The sequence below is a fragment of the Burkholderia sp. AU33545 genome (assembly GCF_020419685.1).
GTDB classification, from domain to species: Bacteria; Pseudomonadota; Gammaproteobacteria; order Burkholderiales; family Burkholderiaceae; genus Burkholderia; species Burkholderia diffusa.
Genome location: NZ_JAIZRQ010000009.1, coordinates 37,889 through 56,401, shown reverse-complemented (window position 1 = coordinate 56,401; position 18,513 = coordinate 37,889). Strand labels below are relative to the sequence as shown.

14 protein-coding genes, 1 tRNA gene and 2 pseudogenes are annotated in these 18,513 nt (G+C 66.4%); 8 read left to right on the top strand and 9 right to left on the bottom strand.

Annotated elements, in window-relative coordinates; all coding sequences use genetic code 11:
* Window positions 1-23: 23 nt before the first annotated feature.
* Window positions 24-404 (top strand): thioredoxin family protein, encoded by a 381-nt coding sequence (locus LGM71_RS27390; RefSeq protein ID WP_151051209.1) that lies wholly within the window; start codon window positions 24-26, stop codon window positions 402-404.
* 191 nt (window positions 405-595) lie between these two features.
* A complete protein-coding gene (locus LGM71_RS27385; protein WP_124902884.1) occupies window positions 596-3,193 on the top strand; it encodes a DNA topoisomerase III in 2,598 nt (865 codons plus the stop codon).
* A 141-nt stretch (window positions 3,194-3,334) separates the two neighbouring features.
* Here the strand turns inward: LGM71_RS27385 and LGM71_RS27380 are convergent, their stop codons facing one another.
* Window positions 3,335-4,384: a LysR family transcriptional regulator gene (locus LGM71_RS27380; RefSeq protein WP_226117571.1), complete on the bottom strand. Its 1,050-nt coding sequence runs from the start codon at window positions 4,382-4,384 to the stop codon at window positions 3,335-3,337.
* Window positions 4,385-4,810: 426 nt separating this feature from the next.
* Here LGM71_RS27380 and LGM71_RS27375 point away from each other — a divergent pair, with 426 nt between their 5' ends.
* Window positions 4,811-5,824, top strand: coding sequence for a D-2-hydroxyacid dehydrogenase family protein (locus LGM71_RS27375; protein ID WP_059678959.1), 1,014 nt, complete (start codon window positions 4,811-4,813; stop codon window positions 5,822-5,824).
* A gap of 48 nt (window positions 5,825-5,872) precedes the next feature.
* Here LGM71_RS27375 and LGM71_RS27370 read toward each other — a convergent pair whose 3' ends face one another.
* Both LGM71_RS27370 and LGM71_RS27365 read right to left on the bottom strand, forming a co-directional pair.
* Window positions 5,873-6,739, bottom strand: coding sequence for a patatin-like phospholipase family protein (locus LGM71_RS27370; protein WP_124627060.1), 867 nt, complete (start codon window positions 6,737-6,739; stop codon window positions 5,873-5,875).
* A gap of 8 nt (window positions 6,740-6,747) precedes the next feature.
* A complete protein-coding gene (locus LGM71_RS27365; protein WP_011886440.1) occupies window positions 6,748-7,152 on the bottom strand; it encodes a PaaI family thioesterase in 405 nt (134 codons plus the stop codon).
* A 191-nt stretch (window positions 7,153-7,343) separates the two neighbouring features.
* Here LGM71_RS27365 and LGM71_RS27360 point away from each other — a divergent pair.
* Together LGM71_RS27360 and LGM71_RS27355 are read left to right on the top strand one after the other, a co-directional pair.
* Window positions 7,344-7,419 (top strand) — tRNA-Lys (locus LGM71_RS27360).
* Window positions 7,420-7,620: 201 nt separating this feature from the next.
* Window positions 7,621-8,670: a DUF3592 domain-containing protein gene (locus LGM71_RS27355; protein ID WP_124902876.1), complete on the top strand. Its 1,050-nt coding sequence runs from the start codon at window positions 7,621-7,623 to the stop codon at window positions 8,668-8,670.
* A gap of 42 nt (window positions 8,671-8,712) precedes the next feature.
* On the opposite strand, the gene LGM71_RS27350 is transcribed toward LGM71_RS27355, so the two are convergent.
* On the bottom strand, window positions 8,713-9,327 hold the full coding sequence (locus LGM71_RS27350; RefSeq protein WP_226117569.1) for a CGNR zinc finger domain-containing protein: 615 nt from the start codon (window positions 9,325-9,327) through the stop codon (window positions 8,713-8,715).
* An 81-nt stretch (window positions 9,328-9,408) separates the two neighbouring features.
* Here LGM71_RS27350 and LGM71_RS27345 point away from each other — a divergent pair, with 81 nt between their 5' ends.
* Entirely contained in the window at window positions 9,409-10,224 is an 816-nt protein-coding gene (locus tag LGM71_RS27345; protein ID WP_226117567.1) for an alpha/beta fold hydrolase, read from the top strand.
* A 34-nt stretch (window positions 10,225-10,258) separates the two neighbouring features.
* Here the strand turns inward: LGM71_RS27345 and LGM71_RS27340 are convergent.
* The 3 genes and pseudogenes from LGM71_RS27340 to phnA form a co-directional block, all read right to left on the bottom strand.
* Window positions 10,259-10,402 (bottom strand): annotated as a pseudogene (locus LGM71_RS27340) (amino acid ABC transporter ATP-binding protein); the annotation flags it as partial.
* 161 nt (window positions 10,403-10,563) lie between these two features.
* Window positions 10,564-12,018, bottom strand: a complete 1,455-nt coding sequence (gene phnY, locus LGM71_RS27335; protein WP_226117565.1) for a phosphonoacetaldehyde dehydrogenase — start codon at window positions 12,016-12,018, stop codon at window positions 10,564-10,566.
* A 27-nt stretch (window positions 12,019-12,045) separates the two neighbouring features.
* Window positions 12,046-13,284 carry a phosphonoacetate hydrolase gene (gene phnA / locus LGM71_RS27330; protein ID WP_226117564.1) on the bottom strand — a complete coding sequence of 413 codons (1,239 nt, stop codon included), beginning with the start codon at window positions 13,282-13,284 and terminating at the stop codon, window positions 12,046-12,048.
* A 143-nt stretch (window positions 13,285-13,427) separates the two neighbouring features.
* On the opposite strand from phnA, the pseudogene LGM71_RS27325 reads away from it, so the two are divergent.
* Together LGM71_RS27325 and LGM71_RS27320 are read left to right on the top strand one after the other, a co-directional pair.
* Window positions 13,428-13,772 (top strand): annotated as a pseudogene (locus tag LGM71_RS27325) (2-aminoethylphosphonate--pyruvate transaminase); the annotation flags it as partial.
* Between the two features lie 105 nt (window positions 13,773-13,877).
* Entirely contained in the window at window positions 13,878-15,266 is a 1,389-nt protein-coding gene (locus LGM71_RS27320) for an FAD-dependent oxidoreductase (protein ID WP_226117562.1), read from the top strand.
* A gap of 93 nt (window positions 15,267-15,359) precedes the next feature.
* On the opposite strand, the gene LGM71_RS27315 is transcribed toward LGM71_RS27320, so the two are convergent.
* Together LGM71_RS27315 and LGM71_RS27310 are read right to left on the bottom strand one after the other, a co-directional pair.
* Window positions 15,360-16,088, bottom strand: a complete 729-nt coding sequence (locus LGM71_RS27315) for a phosphonate utilization associated transcriptional regulator (RefSeq protein WP_226117560.1) — start codon at window positions 16,086-16,088, stop codon at window positions 15,360-15,362.
* A gap of 184 nt (window positions 16,089-16,272) precedes the next feature.
* Window positions 16,273-18,444, bottom strand: coding sequence for a phosphocholine-specific phospholipase C (locus LGM71_RS27310; protein ID WP_059602991.1), 2,172 nt, complete (start codon window positions 18,442-18,444; stop codon window positions 16,273-16,275).
* Between the last annotated feature and the right edge of the window lie 69 nt (window positions 18,445-18,513).

Below are 18,513 nucleotides of genomic sequence, written 5' to 3'. Positions count from 1 at the left end.
GCCGACGCTACTCAAGGAATTCCATGCCCGCGCTGAATCTCGACACCGATGCCGATCGGATCGCCGAGCGCCTCGCCGATCCCGACACGCTGCTGGTCGCCTGCCTGTGCGCCGAATGGTGCGGCACCTGCCGCGAGTACCGAACGGCCTTCGACCAGCTCGCCGACGCCCATCCCGAGGCCTGCTTCGCGTGGATCGACGTCGAAACCCATGCCGACCGGCTCGACGATCTCGATGTCGAGAATTTCCCGACGATCCTGATCGAGGACGCGAACACCGCGCGCTTCTTCGGCACGGTGCTGCCGCACGCGGCGATCGTCGAACGGATGCTGTCAAACCTGAGCGCCGTGCCCGGCGCGCCGCATGCACCGAAATTGCGCAATATCCTGAATGTCGAGGCGTAAGCCGCACGCCAGCCCGGCAGCTTTTCGCGCCGTCGCGCGTGCCGCCACGCCGGGCGCTTGCCGCGATTGCGGCCCCCCACTATGATGAGCCGCTTTTTGCACGCCACGCCGCCGTCGCCACGGCGTGTGCTATAAAGCCGTCGTAAAAGGGACCCACGCCGGCGAACCCGGTCTACCAACACACATCTGTCATGTCCAAAGCACTGATCATTGCGGAAAAGCCTTCTGTCGCGAACGACATCGCGCGCGCTTTGGGCGGCTTTACAAAGCATGACGAGTATTTCGAGAGCGACGAATTCGTCCTCTCGTCCGCGGTCGGCCACCTGCTGGAAATCGCCGCCCCGGAAGAGTACGAGGTCAAGCGGGGGAAATGGAGCTTCGCTCATCTGCCCGTCATCCCCCCGCATTTCGACCTGAACCCGATCGCAAAAAGCGAGTCGCGCCTGAAAGTCCTGACCAAGCTCATGAAGCGCAAGGACGTCGACCGCCTGATCAACGCATGTGACGCGGGGCGCGAGGGCGAGCTGATTTTCCGCCTGATCGTGCAGCACGCGAAGGCGAAGCAGCCGGTCCAGCGCCTTTGGCTGCAGTCGATGACGCCGCAGGCGATCCGCGACGGTTTTGCGCATCTGCGCAGCGACACGGACATGCAGCCGCTCGCCGACGCCGCACGCTGCCGCTCGGAAGCCGACTGGCTCGTCGGGATCAACGGCACGCGGGCGATGACCGCGTTCAACAGCAAGGGCGGCGGCTTCTTCTTGACGACCGTCGGCCGCGTTCAGACGCCAACGTTGTCGATCGTCGTCGAACGTGAAGAGAAAATCCGCCGTTTCGTCCCGCGCGACTACTGGGAAGTGAAGGCCGAGTTCGCGTGCGCGGGCGGCTTCTACGAAGGCAAGTGGTTCGACCCGAAATTCAAGCGCGACGAATTCGATCCGGAAAGGCGCGACTCCCGCCTGTGGAGCCTGCCGGCCGCCGAAACGATCGTCGCCGCGTGCCGCGACCATGTCGGCACGGTGTCCGAGGAATCGAAGCCGTCGACGCAACTGTCGCCGCTGCTGTTCGACCTGACGAGCCTGCAGCGCGAGGCGAACAGCCGCTTCGGCTTCTCCGCGAAGAACACGCTCGGTCTCGCGCAGGCGCTGTATGAAAAGCACAAGGTGCTGACGTACCCGCGTACCGACGCGCGCGCGCTGCCGGAAGACTACATCTCGACGGTGCAGTCCACGCTCGAGATGCTCAAGGAGAGCCACAACTACCTGCCGCACGCGAAGCAGGTGCTCGACAAGGGCTGGGTGAAGCCGAACAAGCGGATCTTCGACAACTCGAAGATCAGCGACCACTTTGCAATCATCCCGACGCTGCAGGCGCCGAAGTCGCTGTCCGAGCCGGAGCAGAAGCTGTACGACATGGTCGTGAAGCGCTTCCTCGCGGTGTTCTTCCCGGCGGCCGAATTCCGCGTCACGACGCGGATCACCGAAGTCGCCGGTCATCACTTCAAGACCGAAGGCAAGGTGCTCGTCGAGCCGGGCTGGCTGCAGGTGTACGGCCGCGACGCCGAAGGCGCGGACGCGAACCTCGTGCCGGTGCAGAAGGACGAGAAGGTGAAGACGGACGAGATCGCCGCCGTCGCGCTCGTGACGAAGCCGCCCGCACGCTACTCGGAAGCGACGCTGCTGTCGGCGATGGAAGGCGCGGGCAAGCTCGTCGAGGACGACGAGCTACGCGAGGCGATGGCCGCGAAGGGCCTCGGCACGCCGGCGACGCGCGCGGCGATCATCGAAGGCCTGCTCGGCGAGAAATATCTCGTGCGCGAAGGCCGCGAACTGATCCCGACCGCGAAGGCATTCCAGCTGATGACGCTGCTGCGCGGGCTCGGCGTGAAGGAACTGACCGCGCCCGAGCTCACCGGCGAATGGGAATACAAGCTGTCGCAGATGGAGCGCGGCAACCTCGGGCGTGACGCGTTCATGCAGGAAATCGCCCGCATGACGCAGCAGATCGTCAAGCGCGCGAAGGAATACGATTCCGACACGATCCCGGGCGATTACGCGACGCTCGAGACACCCTGTCCGAACTGCGGCGGCCAGGTGAAGGAAAACTACCGCCGCTTCGCATGCACGAAGTGCGAGTTCTCGATCTCGAAGATTCCGGGCAGCCGACAGTTCGAGATCGCGGAAGTCGAGGAATTGCTGCAGCAGAAGACCATCGGTCCGCTGTCCGGCTTCCGCAGCAAGATGGGCCGCCCGTTCTCGGCGATCCTGAAGCTCTCGTTCGACGACGAGACGAAGAACTACAAGCTCGAGTTCGACTTCGGCCAGGACCAGGGCGGCGAGGAAGGCGAGGCGCCCGACTTCTCCGCGCAGGAACCGGTCGGCGCGTGCCCGAAGTGCAAGGGCCGCGTGTTCGAGCACGGGATGAGCTATGTGTGCGAGCACTCGGTCGCGAATCCGAAGACCTGCGACTTCCGTTCGGGCAAGGTGATCCTGCAGCAGGAAATCACGCGCGAGCAGATGGCGAAGCTGCTGGCCGACGGCCGCACGGATCTGCTGCCGAACTTCAAGTCGTCCCGCACGGGCCGCAACTTCAAGGCCTTCCTCGTGAAGCAGCCGGACGGCAAGATCGGTTTCGAGTTCGAGAAGAAGGAGCCGAAGGCTGCCGCCGCGAAGAAGACGGCAAAATCGGCGACGAAGGACGCCGAAACCGTGACGGAAGGCGCCGAAGAGAAACCGGCACCGGCTCGCAAGACCGCCGCCCGCAAGACGACGGCGCGCAAGACGGGCTCGTAATGCTCGGGTTGCCGGGGGTTCCCCCGGCGCGTCGCGCGCCGGTCGAACGACCATGAAAGCGGCAATAAAAAAACGCGGATCGATCGCTCGATCCGCGTTTTTTCTTGATGCCGGCCGTCTCTGTGCGCGACCGCCGCGACGTTACAGCGGCGACGGCACCGCGACCCGCGCGCGCGGCGAACGCGCGAGGCGCGGCTGCAGGTTCGGGTCGGTCGATTCGGGTGGCTCGGCACGCATCTCGACGCCGATCGGCGCAGGCGCAGCACCCTGTGCGGCCCACTGTTCGCCCATCGTCGCGTCGCTCGCGTGGCTGAAATACTCGACGAGGTGGTCGATGAACGTCCGCACCTTCGCAGGCAGATGGCGCCGACTCGGATAGGCGATGTTGATCTCGACCTGCGGCAGCCGGAAATCCGGCAGCAGCCGCACCAGCGCACCGCGCGCGATGTCGCTGCCGATCAGGTAGCTCGGCAGGATCGCGACACCCATCCCGAGCAGCGCGAACTGGCGCAGCATCGCAGTGTTGTTCGCGACGATCACGTTGGTCGGACGCACGCGCACTTCGCCGTCCGGCCCCGTGAACACGCGCTCGTCGCCCCAGTATTCGGTCGGCAAGCTCAGCGCCGGGTGCTCGGCGAGGTGTTCCGGGTGGGTCGGCACGCCGTGCTTTTCCAGGTAGCTCGGCGTCGCGCACACGGTCATGCAGCCCGTGGTCAGCCGCCGCGTGACGATACTCGCGCTGCGCATCTGACGCGTGACGACGATCCCGACGTCGAAACCTTCCTCGACGAGATCGACCTGGCGGTCGACCAGCGTCAGATCGGGCACCACCTTCGGGAATTTCTCGGTGTACGACTGCAGGACGGGGGCAAGGTTGTGCAGGCCGAACACGACCGGCGCGACGATGCGCAACGTGCCGACCGGCTCGTGATTGCGCGCGACGACCATCTGTTCGACATCCTCGAGCTCATCGAGAATCTGGCGCGCCCGCTCCAGGTAGACCTGGCCCGACTCCGTCAGCGAAAGGCTGCGCGTGGTGCGGTTCAGCAGGCGCGTGCCGAGCCGGCCTTCCAGATCGGCGACGTGACGCGTCGCGACCGCGTTGGAGATATCCATTGCACTCGCGGCCCGCGCGAAACTGCCGAGATCCGCAACCTTGACGAACACGCGCATCGACTGCAAATGATCCATAAACGACTCCTGCCGCTGTTACAACTTCAAAAAGTTGAAGCATATGCGTAATTCTCCTACGACAGCGGAAATGATGCAGAGTTGCTCAACAAGGCCCGCGTTGACGATAAAAATAGTCAAAAATCCTCACCCATCGCGAATGGATGATCCAATTATTCTGATTGAAGCAACAATTGGGTGAACCTCATCCGGTAAGCGGCCGAATCAGGAAGGACGTGTCTGATGCGACACAACATCGCACCCCGTCGCACCCGACGGGAGCGACGCCGGGTCAGGCCGGCGCCGATTGCGGCGGAGCGTAACAACCTGTTAAAAAGACACCAAGACGTCCGCCGACGTAGCATCATGTCGGCCCCGGCCGGGCGGGACGGGTGCGCGACGTGCGCCGCCGCCACTGCCGCTTTCAACGCGCGACTCCCGCTGATCATGAAAATTGCCATCCTCGACGACTACCAGGACGCCGTCCGCAAGCTGAACTGCTTCGAGATGCTTGCCGAGCACGACGTGAAGGTCTTCAACAACACGGTTCGCGGCCTGGGGCAACTCGCGAGCCGCCTGGCGGAAGTCGAGGCGCTCGTGCTGATTCGCGAGCGCACGCCGATTTCGTCGCAATTGCTCGCCAAGCTGCCGAACCTGCGCATGATCAGCCAGACCGGCCGTATCTCGAGCCACATCGACCTCGAAGCATGTACCGACCGCGGCATCGCGGTGCTCGAAGGCACGGGTTCACCGGTCGCGCCCGCGGAACTGACCTGGGCGCTCGTGATGGCCGCCCAGCGCCGCATTCCGCAATACGTCGCGAACCTGAAACAGGGTGCCTGGCAGCAGTCGGGCCTGAAGACGTCGGCGCTGCCGCCGAACTTCGGTCTCGGCCAGGTGCTGCGCGGCCAGACGCTCGGCATCTGGGGCTACGGCAAGATCGGCCGGCTGGTCGCCGGCTACGGCAAGGCGTTCGGGATGAACGTGCTGATCTGGGGCCGCGAGCATTCGCTCGAGGCCGCGCGCGCCGACGGCTACACGGCCGCCGAGAGCCGCGAAGCGCTGTTCGAGCAGAGCGACGTGCTGTCGCTGCACCTGCGCATGCACGACGACACGCGCGGGATCGTCAAGCAGGAAGACCTGATGCGGATGAAGCCGACGTCGCTGCTCGTCAACACGAGCCGCGCGGAACTGCTCGAGGAAAACGCGCTCGTCAACGCGCTGTCGCACAACCGTCCGGGGATGGTCGCGATCGACGTGTTCGAGAGTGAGCCGATCCTGCAGGGCTACAGCCTGCTGCGGATGGAAAACGTGATCTGCACGCCGCACATCGGCTACGTCGAGCGCGAAAGCTACGAACTCTACTTCAGCGCGGCGTTCCGCAACATCCTCGCGTTCGACCAGGGCGACATGTCGAGCGTCGTCAACCCGGAAGCACTGACGCCGCGCCGCGTGCGCTGACCGGCGCGGGCCGCGCTCGCCGCGCGGCCCGTTTCTCCGTTCCCGCCTTCAGGCGGCCACGCGGCCGCCCGTCATCGCGTCGACGCGCGTGAGGAAATGCTCGCCGTCGCGCCGTCCGAGGTCGTACGCATGCCGCATCTGCGACGGACTCGTGTAATCCCAGCTCGAAATCGGCACCTTGCTCGACGGCTGTACATAGAGCCGCCTCTGGTCGCCGTGCGCGACCGTGAACATCTGCGGGCGCGGATACAGCCGCGTGACGAGTACCAGCACGTCACCCGGCGATGCGTCGAGCGCGTCGACCGGCACGTTGTCGACCATCCCCCCGTCGAGTACGGGCCGCCCGCCGCGGCGCAGCACCGGCGTGAACGGCGGCGTGCACGACGACTGCAGGATCAGGTCGGCGAGTTCGTCGACGCTTGCGCATGCCTGCGCGCGCACGAATTCGGGCCGAAAGCCGAGCGTGCGCCCGAGCGTCGGGTGCAGCGTCTTGCGCACGTATTTCTCGATGTTGTACGCGACGAGGCCGGCGGCGACCGCACTGCGCGCGCCGAGCCAGCGCGGCACGTGCGACACGCCGATGCGGATCTCCGGCGCCGCGGCGAGCTTCGCGAACGGCTCGCCGTAGATGTCGAGCAATGCCTGACGGTAGATCCGGTAATGCGGAAACACCGGCTCGCGTCCGAACAGGTTGCCCCAGTACGCGTTCTTGCGGTTGTGGCGCAGCGCCTCCTCGTAATAGCGCATCACCCACGCGGCATCGCGCGTATACAGCATGCAGGCGGTCGCCGCGCCGGCCGAGATGCCGGCGATCACGCGCGGGCGCAAGCCGAGCGCCGGCTGGGCAACGTCCCAGAAGCCGGCCTGCCACCAGCAGCGATTGCCGCCGCCCGCGAAAACGATCTGGTCGAACATCGCGCCGCTCAGCTGACGAGCGCGTAGGTCGACGTTGCGTGAACGGCCATCTTGCCGTCCTCGTCGAACAGCTCGACTTCGCCGAACACCAGGTTGCGGCCCATCCGCAGCACGCGCGCGGTGACGAGCACGTCGCCCTTGCGCACCGGACGCATGAAATTCGTGTTCAGCGAGACGGTGGTCATCGGCCGGAACTCGCCGAGCGCGGCCGAGATCGCGACCACCATCGCGGTGTCGGCCGCGGCCGTGAACACCTGCCCGCAGATGATGCCGCCCGAATGACGGAATTCGCCGGAAAACGGCAGGCGCATCGTGACGCTGTCGTCGCCGATCGATACGGGGACCAGACCGAGCGAGCGGACCCACGGGGCCAGCAGGCGATCCAGCAATTCGCGGACTGCGTTTTCGTCCATCTTCGAATGTCCAGAAAACGTTGCGCGACCGCCGCGCAACGGGTGTGGACGTCATCATACCGGGAGCGCGCCAACTGCGATCGCTCGTGAGCGCGCGAGGAGCCGCCGGGGCCGTGACGAAGTATTTTCAGGAAATTTGCAGAAAGCGCTTGCCAAATCCGAAATACCCGTGCATAATCTTTCTTCTGTTGGGGGCGTTAGCTCAGTTGGTAGAGCAGCGGACTCTTAATCCGTAGGTCGAGTGTTCGAGTCACTCACGCCCCACCAGGAATTTCAAAGGCCGGTCAGCGCAAGCTGACCGGCCTTTTTCCATTCCGGCGACCGATTCAGCCCCCCCGCCCGACTCCCAAGCATCACGGCATGCAATTACATACATGCCTCGCCCGTGCACTTTCCGCTAGAATCGTCCGACAAAATATCACACGACCGGGACGGCGATCGCCATATCGCCCCCGGCACTGAGAGAGCATGGGACGTCAGACATGGAATCATGTGAGCGAGACGCGACCATTCGGAGGGCACGGTCACGCCGACAGCCGCGCGCACGTCGAGTCGCGCCATCCCCCCGATCGCATCCGGCCCCGTCGCACGACGCGCACCGCGGATCCGGCCATGCCACGTAAGGACGCGCTCGTCGCACTCGCACTCGGCGTTGCGCTGCTCGTGGTCGCAGCGATGCTCGCCGTCACCGCGAGCCGTGCGGTGGGTGATCTGGTCCGCACGCCGGGCACTGTCGTGCGCATCGTGCAGGACAGCGACGCGATGCGCGGATACCGTCCGATCGTCGCCTATCTCGCGAACGACGGCCACCGCCGTGAAGTCGCCGGCAATACCGCATCGGTGGTCCCGGCGTACGACATCGGCGAAAGCGTCGACGTCCTGGTCGATCCTGCCCATCCGAACCGTCCCGCGCTGATCGACGATTTCACGCAGCGCTGGTTTCCCGTCGCGGTGCCGGCACTGCTCGCGGTCGCGTCGCTTGCGGTCGGCTGCCTGCTGTACGGGAGCGAGCGCCGCAGCCGGCGAGACGACGCCCTTGCCGCACCGGCCGCCGGCAAGACGGCCCGGCGCCGCTGGAACATCGCGATCGTGCTGGTACCGATCGCGATCGGCACCGGCTTCCTGGCCGGCGCCGGTGCTGCCGGGCTGCGCCAGTGGCAGATCGCCCGCCATTACGCGCACTCGACCGGCCACGTCGTCGAGATCACCGAATCGGCACAATCGTCCCGCACACGCACGTCGCTCTATTCGGCGACCATCGCGTTCACGACGGACAGCGGCCGCCCGGTCACGTTCGCGCAAGGCTCGGCTTCATCGCGCCCCGGGCTGTACGAAGGCGAGGTGGTCAACGTGCTGTACGACCCCGTCATACCCGAGCGCGCGGTCATCGACCGATTCTGGGATCGGTGGGGACTCACGGCGATCCTGTTCGCGATCGGCGCGCCGTTCCTCGCCACCGGATTGTTCGTCATCGGTGCGCTGTGGCCCGATCATCGGCCGCACGAACTCGCTGAATGATGAACGCGGAGGAGACGGGCCGTCGACGCCGCGGCCCTGGCCTCACCGCTCCCTGAACGCCTCCACCTTCGCGCGATTCCCGCAGGTGCGCATGTTGCACCAGCGTCGCCCGACGCCGCGGCCGTGGTCGACGAAGAACCACGTACAGCGGCTGCACTGCCGCACGCGCGCGAAGTCGTCGCCACGTAGCAGATGCTCGAACCCGAGCGCGGCCGCGTCGACCCAGCGCGACGCGGCACGCGCATCGGGCCGCCACGCGAAGCGGCCATCGACCGCGTCAAACGAGCTGCGCCCGATCGCATCGCGGATCGCCGCCGCGAGCCGGCCTGCCGCTCGCGCGCCGGCGCTGCCGACGCCACCGCTCGTCAGGTGCGCGAGCGCCACGTACGCATCCTCGCGAAAACCATGCAGCGCGGCGAGTTCGTCCGCGCCGTCCTGCCGGGGATGACGCAGAAACCGTGTCAGGTCGGCCCCAGCCAGCAACCCCGATTTCCCCGCCCATGCGCGCACCGCCGCCCAGTCGACGAGTTTGTCCTCGTCGCGTGTCTTGCCCGTGTCGGCCACCGTGTTCAGGAAATCGAGCGCCGGATGGCCGCCGACGAAATCGGCCGCGCTCCATACGTGCGCCTGTCGCCCAGGCTCGTTTCGAGTAACCATTTATTTTCACCTATCGGTTTCATATCCGGATGAACAGGCGTAACCTGTTATCAACCGAAACAGGTTATCACGGAGGCGCCGATGCTCGATCTCGCCAATCACTTCGTTTTCGACGGTCACCGGATCGCATGGGGCACGCTCGGTGAAGGGCCGCCGCTCGTGCTCGTGCACGGAACGCCGTTTTCGTCGCAGGTGTGGCGCCGGATCGCGCCATGGCTCGCGCGACGTCATCGCGTGTTCTTCTACGACCTGCTCGGCTACGGCCAGTCGGACATGCCCGACGCGGACGTATCGCTCGGCCGGCAGAACGTGCTGTTCGGCGCACTGCTCGACGAATGGAATATTTCGCGCCCGCGCGTGCTCGCCCACGACTACGGCGGTGCAACCGTGCTGCGCGCGCACTTCCTCGACGGCATCGCGTATTCGGACCTGACGCTCGTGAACCCGGTTGCGATCGCGCCGCAAGGCTCGCCGTTCGTGCGGCATGTCGCGCAGCACGAAGCCGCGTTCACGGGGCTGCCCGCGTATGCGCACCACGCGCTCGTGTCGGCCTATATCGGCAATGCCGTCGCGCGACCGTTGAGCGACGACGTGCTGTCGATCTATCGCTCGCCATGGCTCACGCCGGCCGGCCAGCCGGCGTTCTATCGGCAGATCGCGCAGATGCGTCAGCGGTACATCGAGGAAGCCGAGGCACGCTATGCGCCGCCGGACTTTCCGGTGCGCATCGTGTGGGGCGAGGACGACGTGTGGATTCCGCTCGAACAGGGGCAGGCCCTCGCCGATCGCATCGCGGGCGGCAAGCTGATCCGCGTGCCCGGTGCAGGCCACCTCGTTCAGGAAGATGCACCGGAAGCGATCATCGCCGCCGTGCTCGACGGACGCCGACAGGATTGATCGCCCCCGCAGCCGCGTGGCGTGGCGTGGTCCGTCAGAAGGCCGGTACGCCACGCGCGAGCGTCGCGACGAATTTCGCGGTGCGGGGGTCGCGCGGTCTCCCGAACAAGTCGCGCGATGCGCCAGCCTCGACGACACGGCCATCCGCGAGAAACACCGCATCGTGCGCACGTATCGCCGGCACTGCGAGCAGGTTCACGCAGCGCGGCAACGTGCGCCTGCATCCTACCGACGTGCGAAACCCCGGCAAAAACGCAAATCGGCTAACGATGCGAGCCGATCGAATAACGCCCGCACCGGCCGCGAAGCCGGTGCGGGCGCGGGCACATTGCGTGCCGCTTACCACGGCAGCGAATACGTCTTCGTGTTCGTGAAACTCTTCATCGCCTCCTGCACGCCTTCCTTGTAGCCGAGGCCCGAATCCTTCACGCCGCCGAACGGCGTCAGTTCGAGCCGGTAGCCCGGCACCTCGCGCACGTTCACGCTGCCCACTTCCAGCTCGGTGATGAAACGCGTGATGTTGTCGAAGCGGTTCGTGCAGACCGACGACGACAGCGCATAGTCGGTGCTGTTCGACATCCGGATTGCTTCGTCGATGTCGCGAAAGCGCATGATCGGCGACACCGGGCCGAACGTCTCGTATTTCACGAGCGGCATGTCGGGCGTCACGCGATCGATCACGGTCGGCGAATACAGCGCACCGTCGCGCACGTTGCCGACCAGCAACCGCGCACCGCGCGCGATCGCGTCGTTCACCTGCTGCTCGCAGAACGTCGCGGCCGCCTCGTCGATCACCGTGCCCATGTCCACCGACGGATCGGACGGATTGCCGTACGACCAGGCGCGCGTCTTCTCGACCACCAGCTCGGTGAAGCGATCGGCCACCGACTCGTGCACGAGCATGCGCTTGATCGCGGTGCAGCGCTGCCCCGAGTTCTTGTACGAGCCCGACACCGCGAGCGTGCTTGCCTCGTCGAGATCGGCGTCGTCCATCACGATGATCGGATCGTTGCCGCCGAGTTCGAGCACCGCGCGCCGGTAGCCCATTCGCGACGCGATCGACTTGCCGATCGATACACCGCCGGTGAACGTGATGAGGTCGATCGCCGGATTCGTGATCAGCTCATCGGCGATCTCCTTCGGGTCACCGGTGATCACTTGCAGCATCTGCGGCGGCAGGCCGGCTTCATACAGGATGTCCGCAAAGAGGTAGCACGATAGCGGCACCTTCTCCGACGGCTTCACGACGATCCGGTTGTTGGTCGCGACCGACGGCACGACCTTGTGCGCGACCTGGTTCATCGGATGGTTGAACGGCGTGATCGCGGAGATCACGCCGAGCAGCGGTTCGCGCTGCGTGTACACGCGGCGCTTCTTGCCGTGCGGCGTCAGATCACACGAGAAGATCTGACCGTCGTCCTTCAGCACCTCGCCCGCGCCGAACGTGAGCACGTCGGCAACGCGCCCGGCTTCGTACGTCGAATCCTTGATGCACAACCCGGCCTCGGCCGTGATCAGCGCCGCAATCTCGGCGGTGCGCGCGCGCACGATGTCGGCCGCGCGGCGCAGGATCGCCGCCCGCTCGTGGCGCGTGAGCGTCGGCCGGAATGCACGCGCGGCGGCGAATGCGCGTCGCACGTCATCGAGCGTCGCCTTCGGAACGGTGCCGACGAGCGTTCCGTCGTACGGGTTGCGCACCTCGATCACCGCGTCGCGATGAATCAGCTCCCCATCGATTCGCAGTGCTTCACGATGAAACGAGCAGACCTCCGTCGATGCTGCAATGTCGTTCATGATGTCTTCCTGACGGGTGCGTACGCGTCACTGCAGATGATTGAGCGCGATGTCGATGATGTCGAAGTTGCGCAGTCGCGCGCGGGCCGTGACGTCGGTCGCGACCGGCTTGCTGAAGATCAGCGGCACGATCTGCTCGGAGAGCCCGCCGTGCGAGCGCAGCGGCACGTCGAGGCCCGACAGGTCGTGCTTGATGCGGCGCGTGCCGAGCACGACGTCCTGCTTCGAGATCACGATCAGGTCGCCCATCCGGTCGGGCGGCAGCTCGAAGCGCGCGCAGCCCTCGGCACCCGTCAGCACGACCTCGATGCCGTCCACCGCGGCAAGCCGCGCGCGCAGCGCGTCGGCGTCGGCGGAATCCGGCACGTAGACGGTCGCGAACGAGCCGAGCGCGCCGTGGTGCACGACGTACGGATCGGTGATCGGCAGGATCACGCGCGCGGCATCGTGGCCGAGCCACTCGTCGAACAGCTCCTGCAGGTAGATGACGTTGGGCTCGCCGGTCTCGCCGTCGTGCTTCGCGTTCATCCCGTGGTCGGCCGTGATCGCGACGATCGCGCCGAGCTCGTCGAACCGCTTCAGGTATGCGTCCATCATCTGGTAGAACGCGTTCGCGCCGCCCGTGCCGGGCGCGCACTTGTGCTGCACGTAGTCGGTCGTCGACAGGTACATCAGGTCGATCGGGCGTGTTTCGAGCAGGCGCACGCCGGCCGCGAACACGAACTCGGACAGCTCCGCGCTGTACACGCTCGGCACCGGCTTGCCGACCAGTTCCAGCACGTTGTCGATGCCGTTTTCCTCGATGCTCGCCTCGTTGGCCTTCTCCGACGAGAAGCAGATGCCCTTGAGCCCCTTGCCGAGCAAGCGGCGCAGCTTGTCCTTCGCGGTGACGACCGCGACGCGCGCGCCTCGTTCGGCGAAGGTCGCGAGCACGGTGGGCGCGACGAGATACTTCGGATCGTTCATCAGCACCTCGGCGCCGGTGTCGCGATCGTAGAAGTAGTTGCCGCTTATCCCGTGGATCGCCGGCGGCACGCCGGTAACGATCGACAGGTTGTTCGGGTTGGTGAAGCTCGGCACCACGCACTCGCCCTTGAGCGCCGTGCCCGGCTTGAGCAGCGTGCGCAGGAACGGCGCGACGCCGGCCTCGGCCGCCATCTCGAGATATTCATAGGCGCAACCATCGACGCAGACCACCACCACGGGGCGGCTCATCCAGTTGTAGCGGCGGCCGTTCACTTCCACGGATACAGGCGTTTCAGACATGACGGTCAGTCCTTTCGGTTCGAAGGGGTTGCGCTGTCGGCGCCCGCACCGCGCCGAGGAGGATGTTTTCCATGCTTGACATTAAAATCGATGATTTGTAGATTGTCAACAATATGGAGAAGACAGAAAGCAAAAGTCGAAGGGACGACGGGCTCGCCGCACACGGCGGCCGCTATCGGCACAGCTGCCGCGCGCTGGTCGACGGCTTCCGGCCGTTCGTCGATCCGGCGATCCAGGTGCCGATCGTCGTCACGTTCCATGCGGCGGACGATCCGAACGACGATTTCAAGCGGTTTTATCAGGAGGTCAAAATGCGCGGCTACGTTTTGTATCCGGGCAAGCTGCCGGCAGTCGATACGTTCCGCGTCGGCTGCATCGGCCACTTCGGCGAAGCCGGCATTCCGAGCGCGGTCGGCGCGGTCGCCGCGATCGCCGACACGCTGAAGGCGATGGGCGTGCGCCGCGTGTCCGCCGAAGCCGCGGCCTGACGCGATGTACCCGCCGCACGACGACACGCATCGCCGTGCGGCGGTTTCGCTTTCTTTTCCCGCCGTGCGTGGCATGGCGCCCGACCCTTACCGGCACGACAACCGATGCGACCCTTCTGGATCGAACAAGCACTGTTCAACGACGGCGATCTCGCCCCCGCCCTGCAGGGCGCGACGCAGGCCGATGTCTGTATCGTCGGCGGCGGCTTCACCGGGCTCTGGACGGCGATCCAGGCGAAGCAGCAGAACCCGGCGCTCGACATCGCGATACTCGAGGCCGACCTGTGCGGCGCCGGCGCGAGCGGGCGCAACGGCGGGTGCCTGCTCACATGGTCCGCGAAATTCCTGACGCTGCGCCGCCTGTTCGGGGAAGCGGAGGCGATCCGGCTCGTGAAGGCGTCAGAGGCGGCCGTCCAGCACATCGCCGACTTCTGCCGCGCGCATCGCATCGATGCGGAGCTGCGGCTCGACGGCACGCTGTACACCGCGACGTCGCGCGCGCAGGTCGGCACGCTCGCGCCGGTGCTCGACGCGCTCGCCGCGTGCGGCATCCACAGCTACGAGCCTCTGCCGGCCGCCGAGGTCGCGCGCCGCTCGGGCTCCGCACGCAATCTCGACGGCGTGTACTCGCCGATCGCCGCGACCGTGCATCCGGGCAAGCTCGTGCGCGGGCTGCGCCGCGTCGCGCTCGACATGGGCATCCGGATCTACGAGCGCACGCCGCTCGTCGACTTCACGCCGGGGCAGCCGGCCGTCGTGCGCACGCCGTCCGGCAGCGTGCGCGCGAGTAAGCTGGTGTTCGCGATCAACGCGTGGATGGCGAGTCGCTTCCCGCAGTTCGAACGCACGATCGCGGTCGTGTCGAGCGACATGGTCATCACGGAGAAATGCCCGGAACTGCTCAAGCAGACCGGCCTCGTGGACGGTGTGTCGGTGCTCGATTCGCGGATCTTCGTGTACTACTACCGCACGACGGCCGACGGGCGGCTGATGCTCGGCAAGGGCGGCAACACGTTCTCGTGGCGCAGCCGCATCGCGCCGGTGTTCGACCGGCGCTCGCCATACGAGGCGCAGCTCACGCAGAGCCTGCGCGAATTCTTCCCGTCGCTCGCGGGCGTGCCGATCACCGCGAGCTGGAACGGCCCGTCGGACCGCTCGGTGACGGGCTTCCCGTTTTTCGGCCGCCTCGACGACGCGCCGAACGTGTTCTACGGCTTCGGCTATTCGGGCAACGGCGTCGGGCCGACCTACATGGGCGGGCAGATCCTGTCGTCGCTGGTGCTCGGCCTCGACAACGTCTGGACACGCAGTCCGATCGTGCGCGGCCCGCTCGGCCATTTCCCGCCGGAACCGATCCGCTATGTCGGCGCGCACGTCGTGCGCAATGCGATCCGCCGCAAAGAGCGCGCGGAAGACGAGAGCCGACGGCCGGCGAGGGTCGACACGTGGCTCGCGAAATTCGCGAGCGCGGCTGGCAAGGCCGACAAGGCGTGACGATGCGATGACGTCACGCGCAACGATGCGCAATGAAAAAGGGACGCTGCGAAGCGTCCCTTTGCATTTGGCACGACCGCCCGTGCCGCCGCGTCACACGCGCGCGGCTTTCTCACGCGCCACGTTGCCCGACGAGGGCAGCGCCTGCTCGTGCGTGCGGCGCATCCGCGCAAGGCCGTGCGCGACGTGCTCGCGCACGAGCGCGACGGTCTTCTCCTCGTCGCCGCTCGCGAGCGCCTGCACGATCTTCTCGTGCTCGGCCGCCGACACCGCGATCGCGTCCTCCTCGGCCTCGATCGCGGCCTGGCGCAGCAGCCCGAGCTGGCGCACGAGCCGGCGATAGGTGTCGGTGAGGTGCGTATTGCCGACACCGACCACCATCGCGTCGTGGAACTGCACGTTCAGCTCGGTGTAGCGCGTGACGTCGTGCGTCTTCGCCGCATCCTTCATCGACTGGATGATGCCCTTCAGCACCTTCAGCGTGTCGGGCGAAATGCGTTTCGCGAGCGCGCGCGCGACCGACTCGTCGAGCATCGCGCGCACTTCGTAGATCTCCTCGGCCTCGCGCAGCGGCACGACGCGCACCGTCACGCCGCGGTTCTTCTCGTTGCGCAGCAGCCCGGCCTGCTCGAGCGCGCGAAACGCCTCACGCACGGGGCCGCGCGACACGTTCAACTTGGTCGCGATATCGACTTCGTTGAGTTTCTCGCCGGGCGCATATTCGCCGGACACGATCGCGCGCTCGAGCATGTCCTGGACAAGCATCGCGAGCGACTGGCTTTGCAGGAGTTCGATGGCGTTGAGCGCGTTCGGGGCAGTCATGATCGGGCAGGCAGCGAAGCTGCGGATGAGAACGAGGGCGCCATGTCGGCGAATGATCGCTATATACCCTCACCCCGATATATTGTCAACAGTTTTCAGTTTCCAATAGCGAGTGCCTCGTGCCGGAATGCGATGAGCGTGCGGCCGGCGCGAGCACGCCGAACCGCACGACGCAGACCAGCCGTCAGGCCGTCTGCTTGACCGGGCCCGGATCGCTCTGGCTCGGCCGGCCCGTCTCGACGTGGCCCGCGAAGCGGCGCACGACCTTGTCGTCGCCGCCGCGCAGCGTCGTCGCGGTGATCGTCAGATCGTACCAACCGTGGCTCGACGACAGCTCGAAGTGATCCTCGATGCGCTCGCCCGGCTCCAGCGTGTAGGTGCGCGCATGCGCGTGGCTGTACGCGTTGTCGACGACCACGCGGCATGCCGCACGGCCGCTGTTGCGCAGTTGCAGGTACAGGTGGCGGTTGCGCACGTCGTAGCCGATCTTCGCTTCCGGGTTCGCGTGGCGGCCGTCCGCGGCCAGCCGCGTGTTGCCCTGGAATTCGCACAGATAGCCGTTCGGGCCATAGGCGGCGAGATGGTAGTCGCCGCGCGCGGCCGACGTGCTCCAGGTATCGGCGAAGCGGTCGTGCGAGGACACCGCGTAGCGGCGCGGCGGCGTCGCCGGATTGCGGCGGTCGTACACGTAGAACGCGGCGCCCGCGTCACCCGAGTTCGCGAAGTCGAGCGACACGCTGTCGTCGCGCCCGTTCACGCGGGCATGCACGAACAGCTCGTACGGCAGCGCGCGCGCCGGACGCGTGCCGGGCTCCTGCGCCGGCATCGACTGCTGCGCGGGCACCTGGTACGCCTGGCCGGCGGTGGCGATGTGCTGCGGCACCGTGAAGCTCACCGTGCGCGTATCGGGCCGCGCGGAGAAGTCGAATGCCGACGTGAGGTCGCCGCAGACCGACCGGCGCCATGCGCTGATGTTCGGCTCCTGCACGCCGAAGCGCGCTTCGAGGAAACGCAGCACCGACGTATGGTCGAACGTCTCCGAGCAGACCCAGCCGCCCTTCGTCCACGGCGAAATGATGATCAGCGGCACGCGCGGCCCGAGGCCGATCGGCTGGATGCCGCCCGGGTCCGCGCCCGGCACCAGCGGGCTCATTTCGCCCGGGTACTTGTTCAGGTCGAGCAGTTCGTCGCCGAGGTTCGACAGCAGGTTCGACGACACGATGCCCTGGCCGCCTGCCCCGCTCGTGACCGGCGGCACCGGCGGCACGACGTGGTCGAACAGCCCGTCGTTCTCGTCGTAGTTGAGGATGAACACGGTCTTCGCCCACACCTCGGGGTTCGACGTCAGCGCCTCGAGCACCATGTTGATGTAGAACGCGCCGTCGGTCGGCGACGCCTGCGGGTGCTCGCTGTACTTGTACGGCGCGACGATCCACGACACCTGCGGCAGCCGGTTCGCCTGCACGTCGGCCTTCAGCTCGGCGAGCGTATGGTCCGACGCGCCCTTGTCGACCAGCGGGCCGCTCGCGCCTTCCTTCACCTGGAACTTCTTGAAGAACATCAGCGAATTGTCGGTGTAGTTGTCGGTCGGGTCGCCCGGGATGCCCGTGCCGCCCTGGTACACCTTCCAGCTGATCTTCGCGTTCTCGAGACGTTCCGCGTAGGTCGTCCACGTGTAACCGTTCGTGTTGTTGCGCTCGCCGATGCCGGGGCCGTTCGGCTGCGTGCCGTACACGTTGCGCGAGTCGATCGTGCCGGTCCACAGGTAGATGCGGTTCGGTGCCGTGTCGGCGTGCGCGGAGCAGAAGTACGCGTCGCAGATCGTGAACGCGTCGGCCAATGCGTAGTGGTACGTGAGATCCTGGCGTTTCAGGTAGCCCATCGTCAGCACGTCCTGCTTCTGGTTCACCCACTGGTCCCACTGGCCGTTGTTCCAGGACAGGTGGCCGCTGCTCCAGCCGTGGTTGGTGCCCGGCTGGAATTCGGTCGTCTGCTTCGGGTCGAGGTAGAACGGCAGCACGTACGGCGCGGACGGGTCGAGCCCGCGCGAATGGTAGTTCTTCGTGAACACCGACGCCGGCGGCTGCTGCCACACCGGCGCACCGCTCGGCAGCAGGTGCGGGCGCGGGTCGTTGAAGCCGCGCACGCCGCGCAGCCCGCCGAAGTAATGGTCAAACGAGCGGTTTTCCTGCATGAAGATGACGACGTGTTCGACGTCGCGGATCGTGCCGGTGCGATAGGCGGCCGGCATGGCCAGTGCCTTGCGGATCGCGGGCGGGAAGCCGGCGTAGGCGGCCATCGCGCCGGCGGACTGGGCGGCAAGGCGCAGGAAATCGCGTCGATTGGTGGCGGACATGAAGAGGATCCTGTGGGTCGGTAAGGGTGGCGCCGGTCGAGCGGGGCCGGCGGTCGGTGCGTTGCCGCT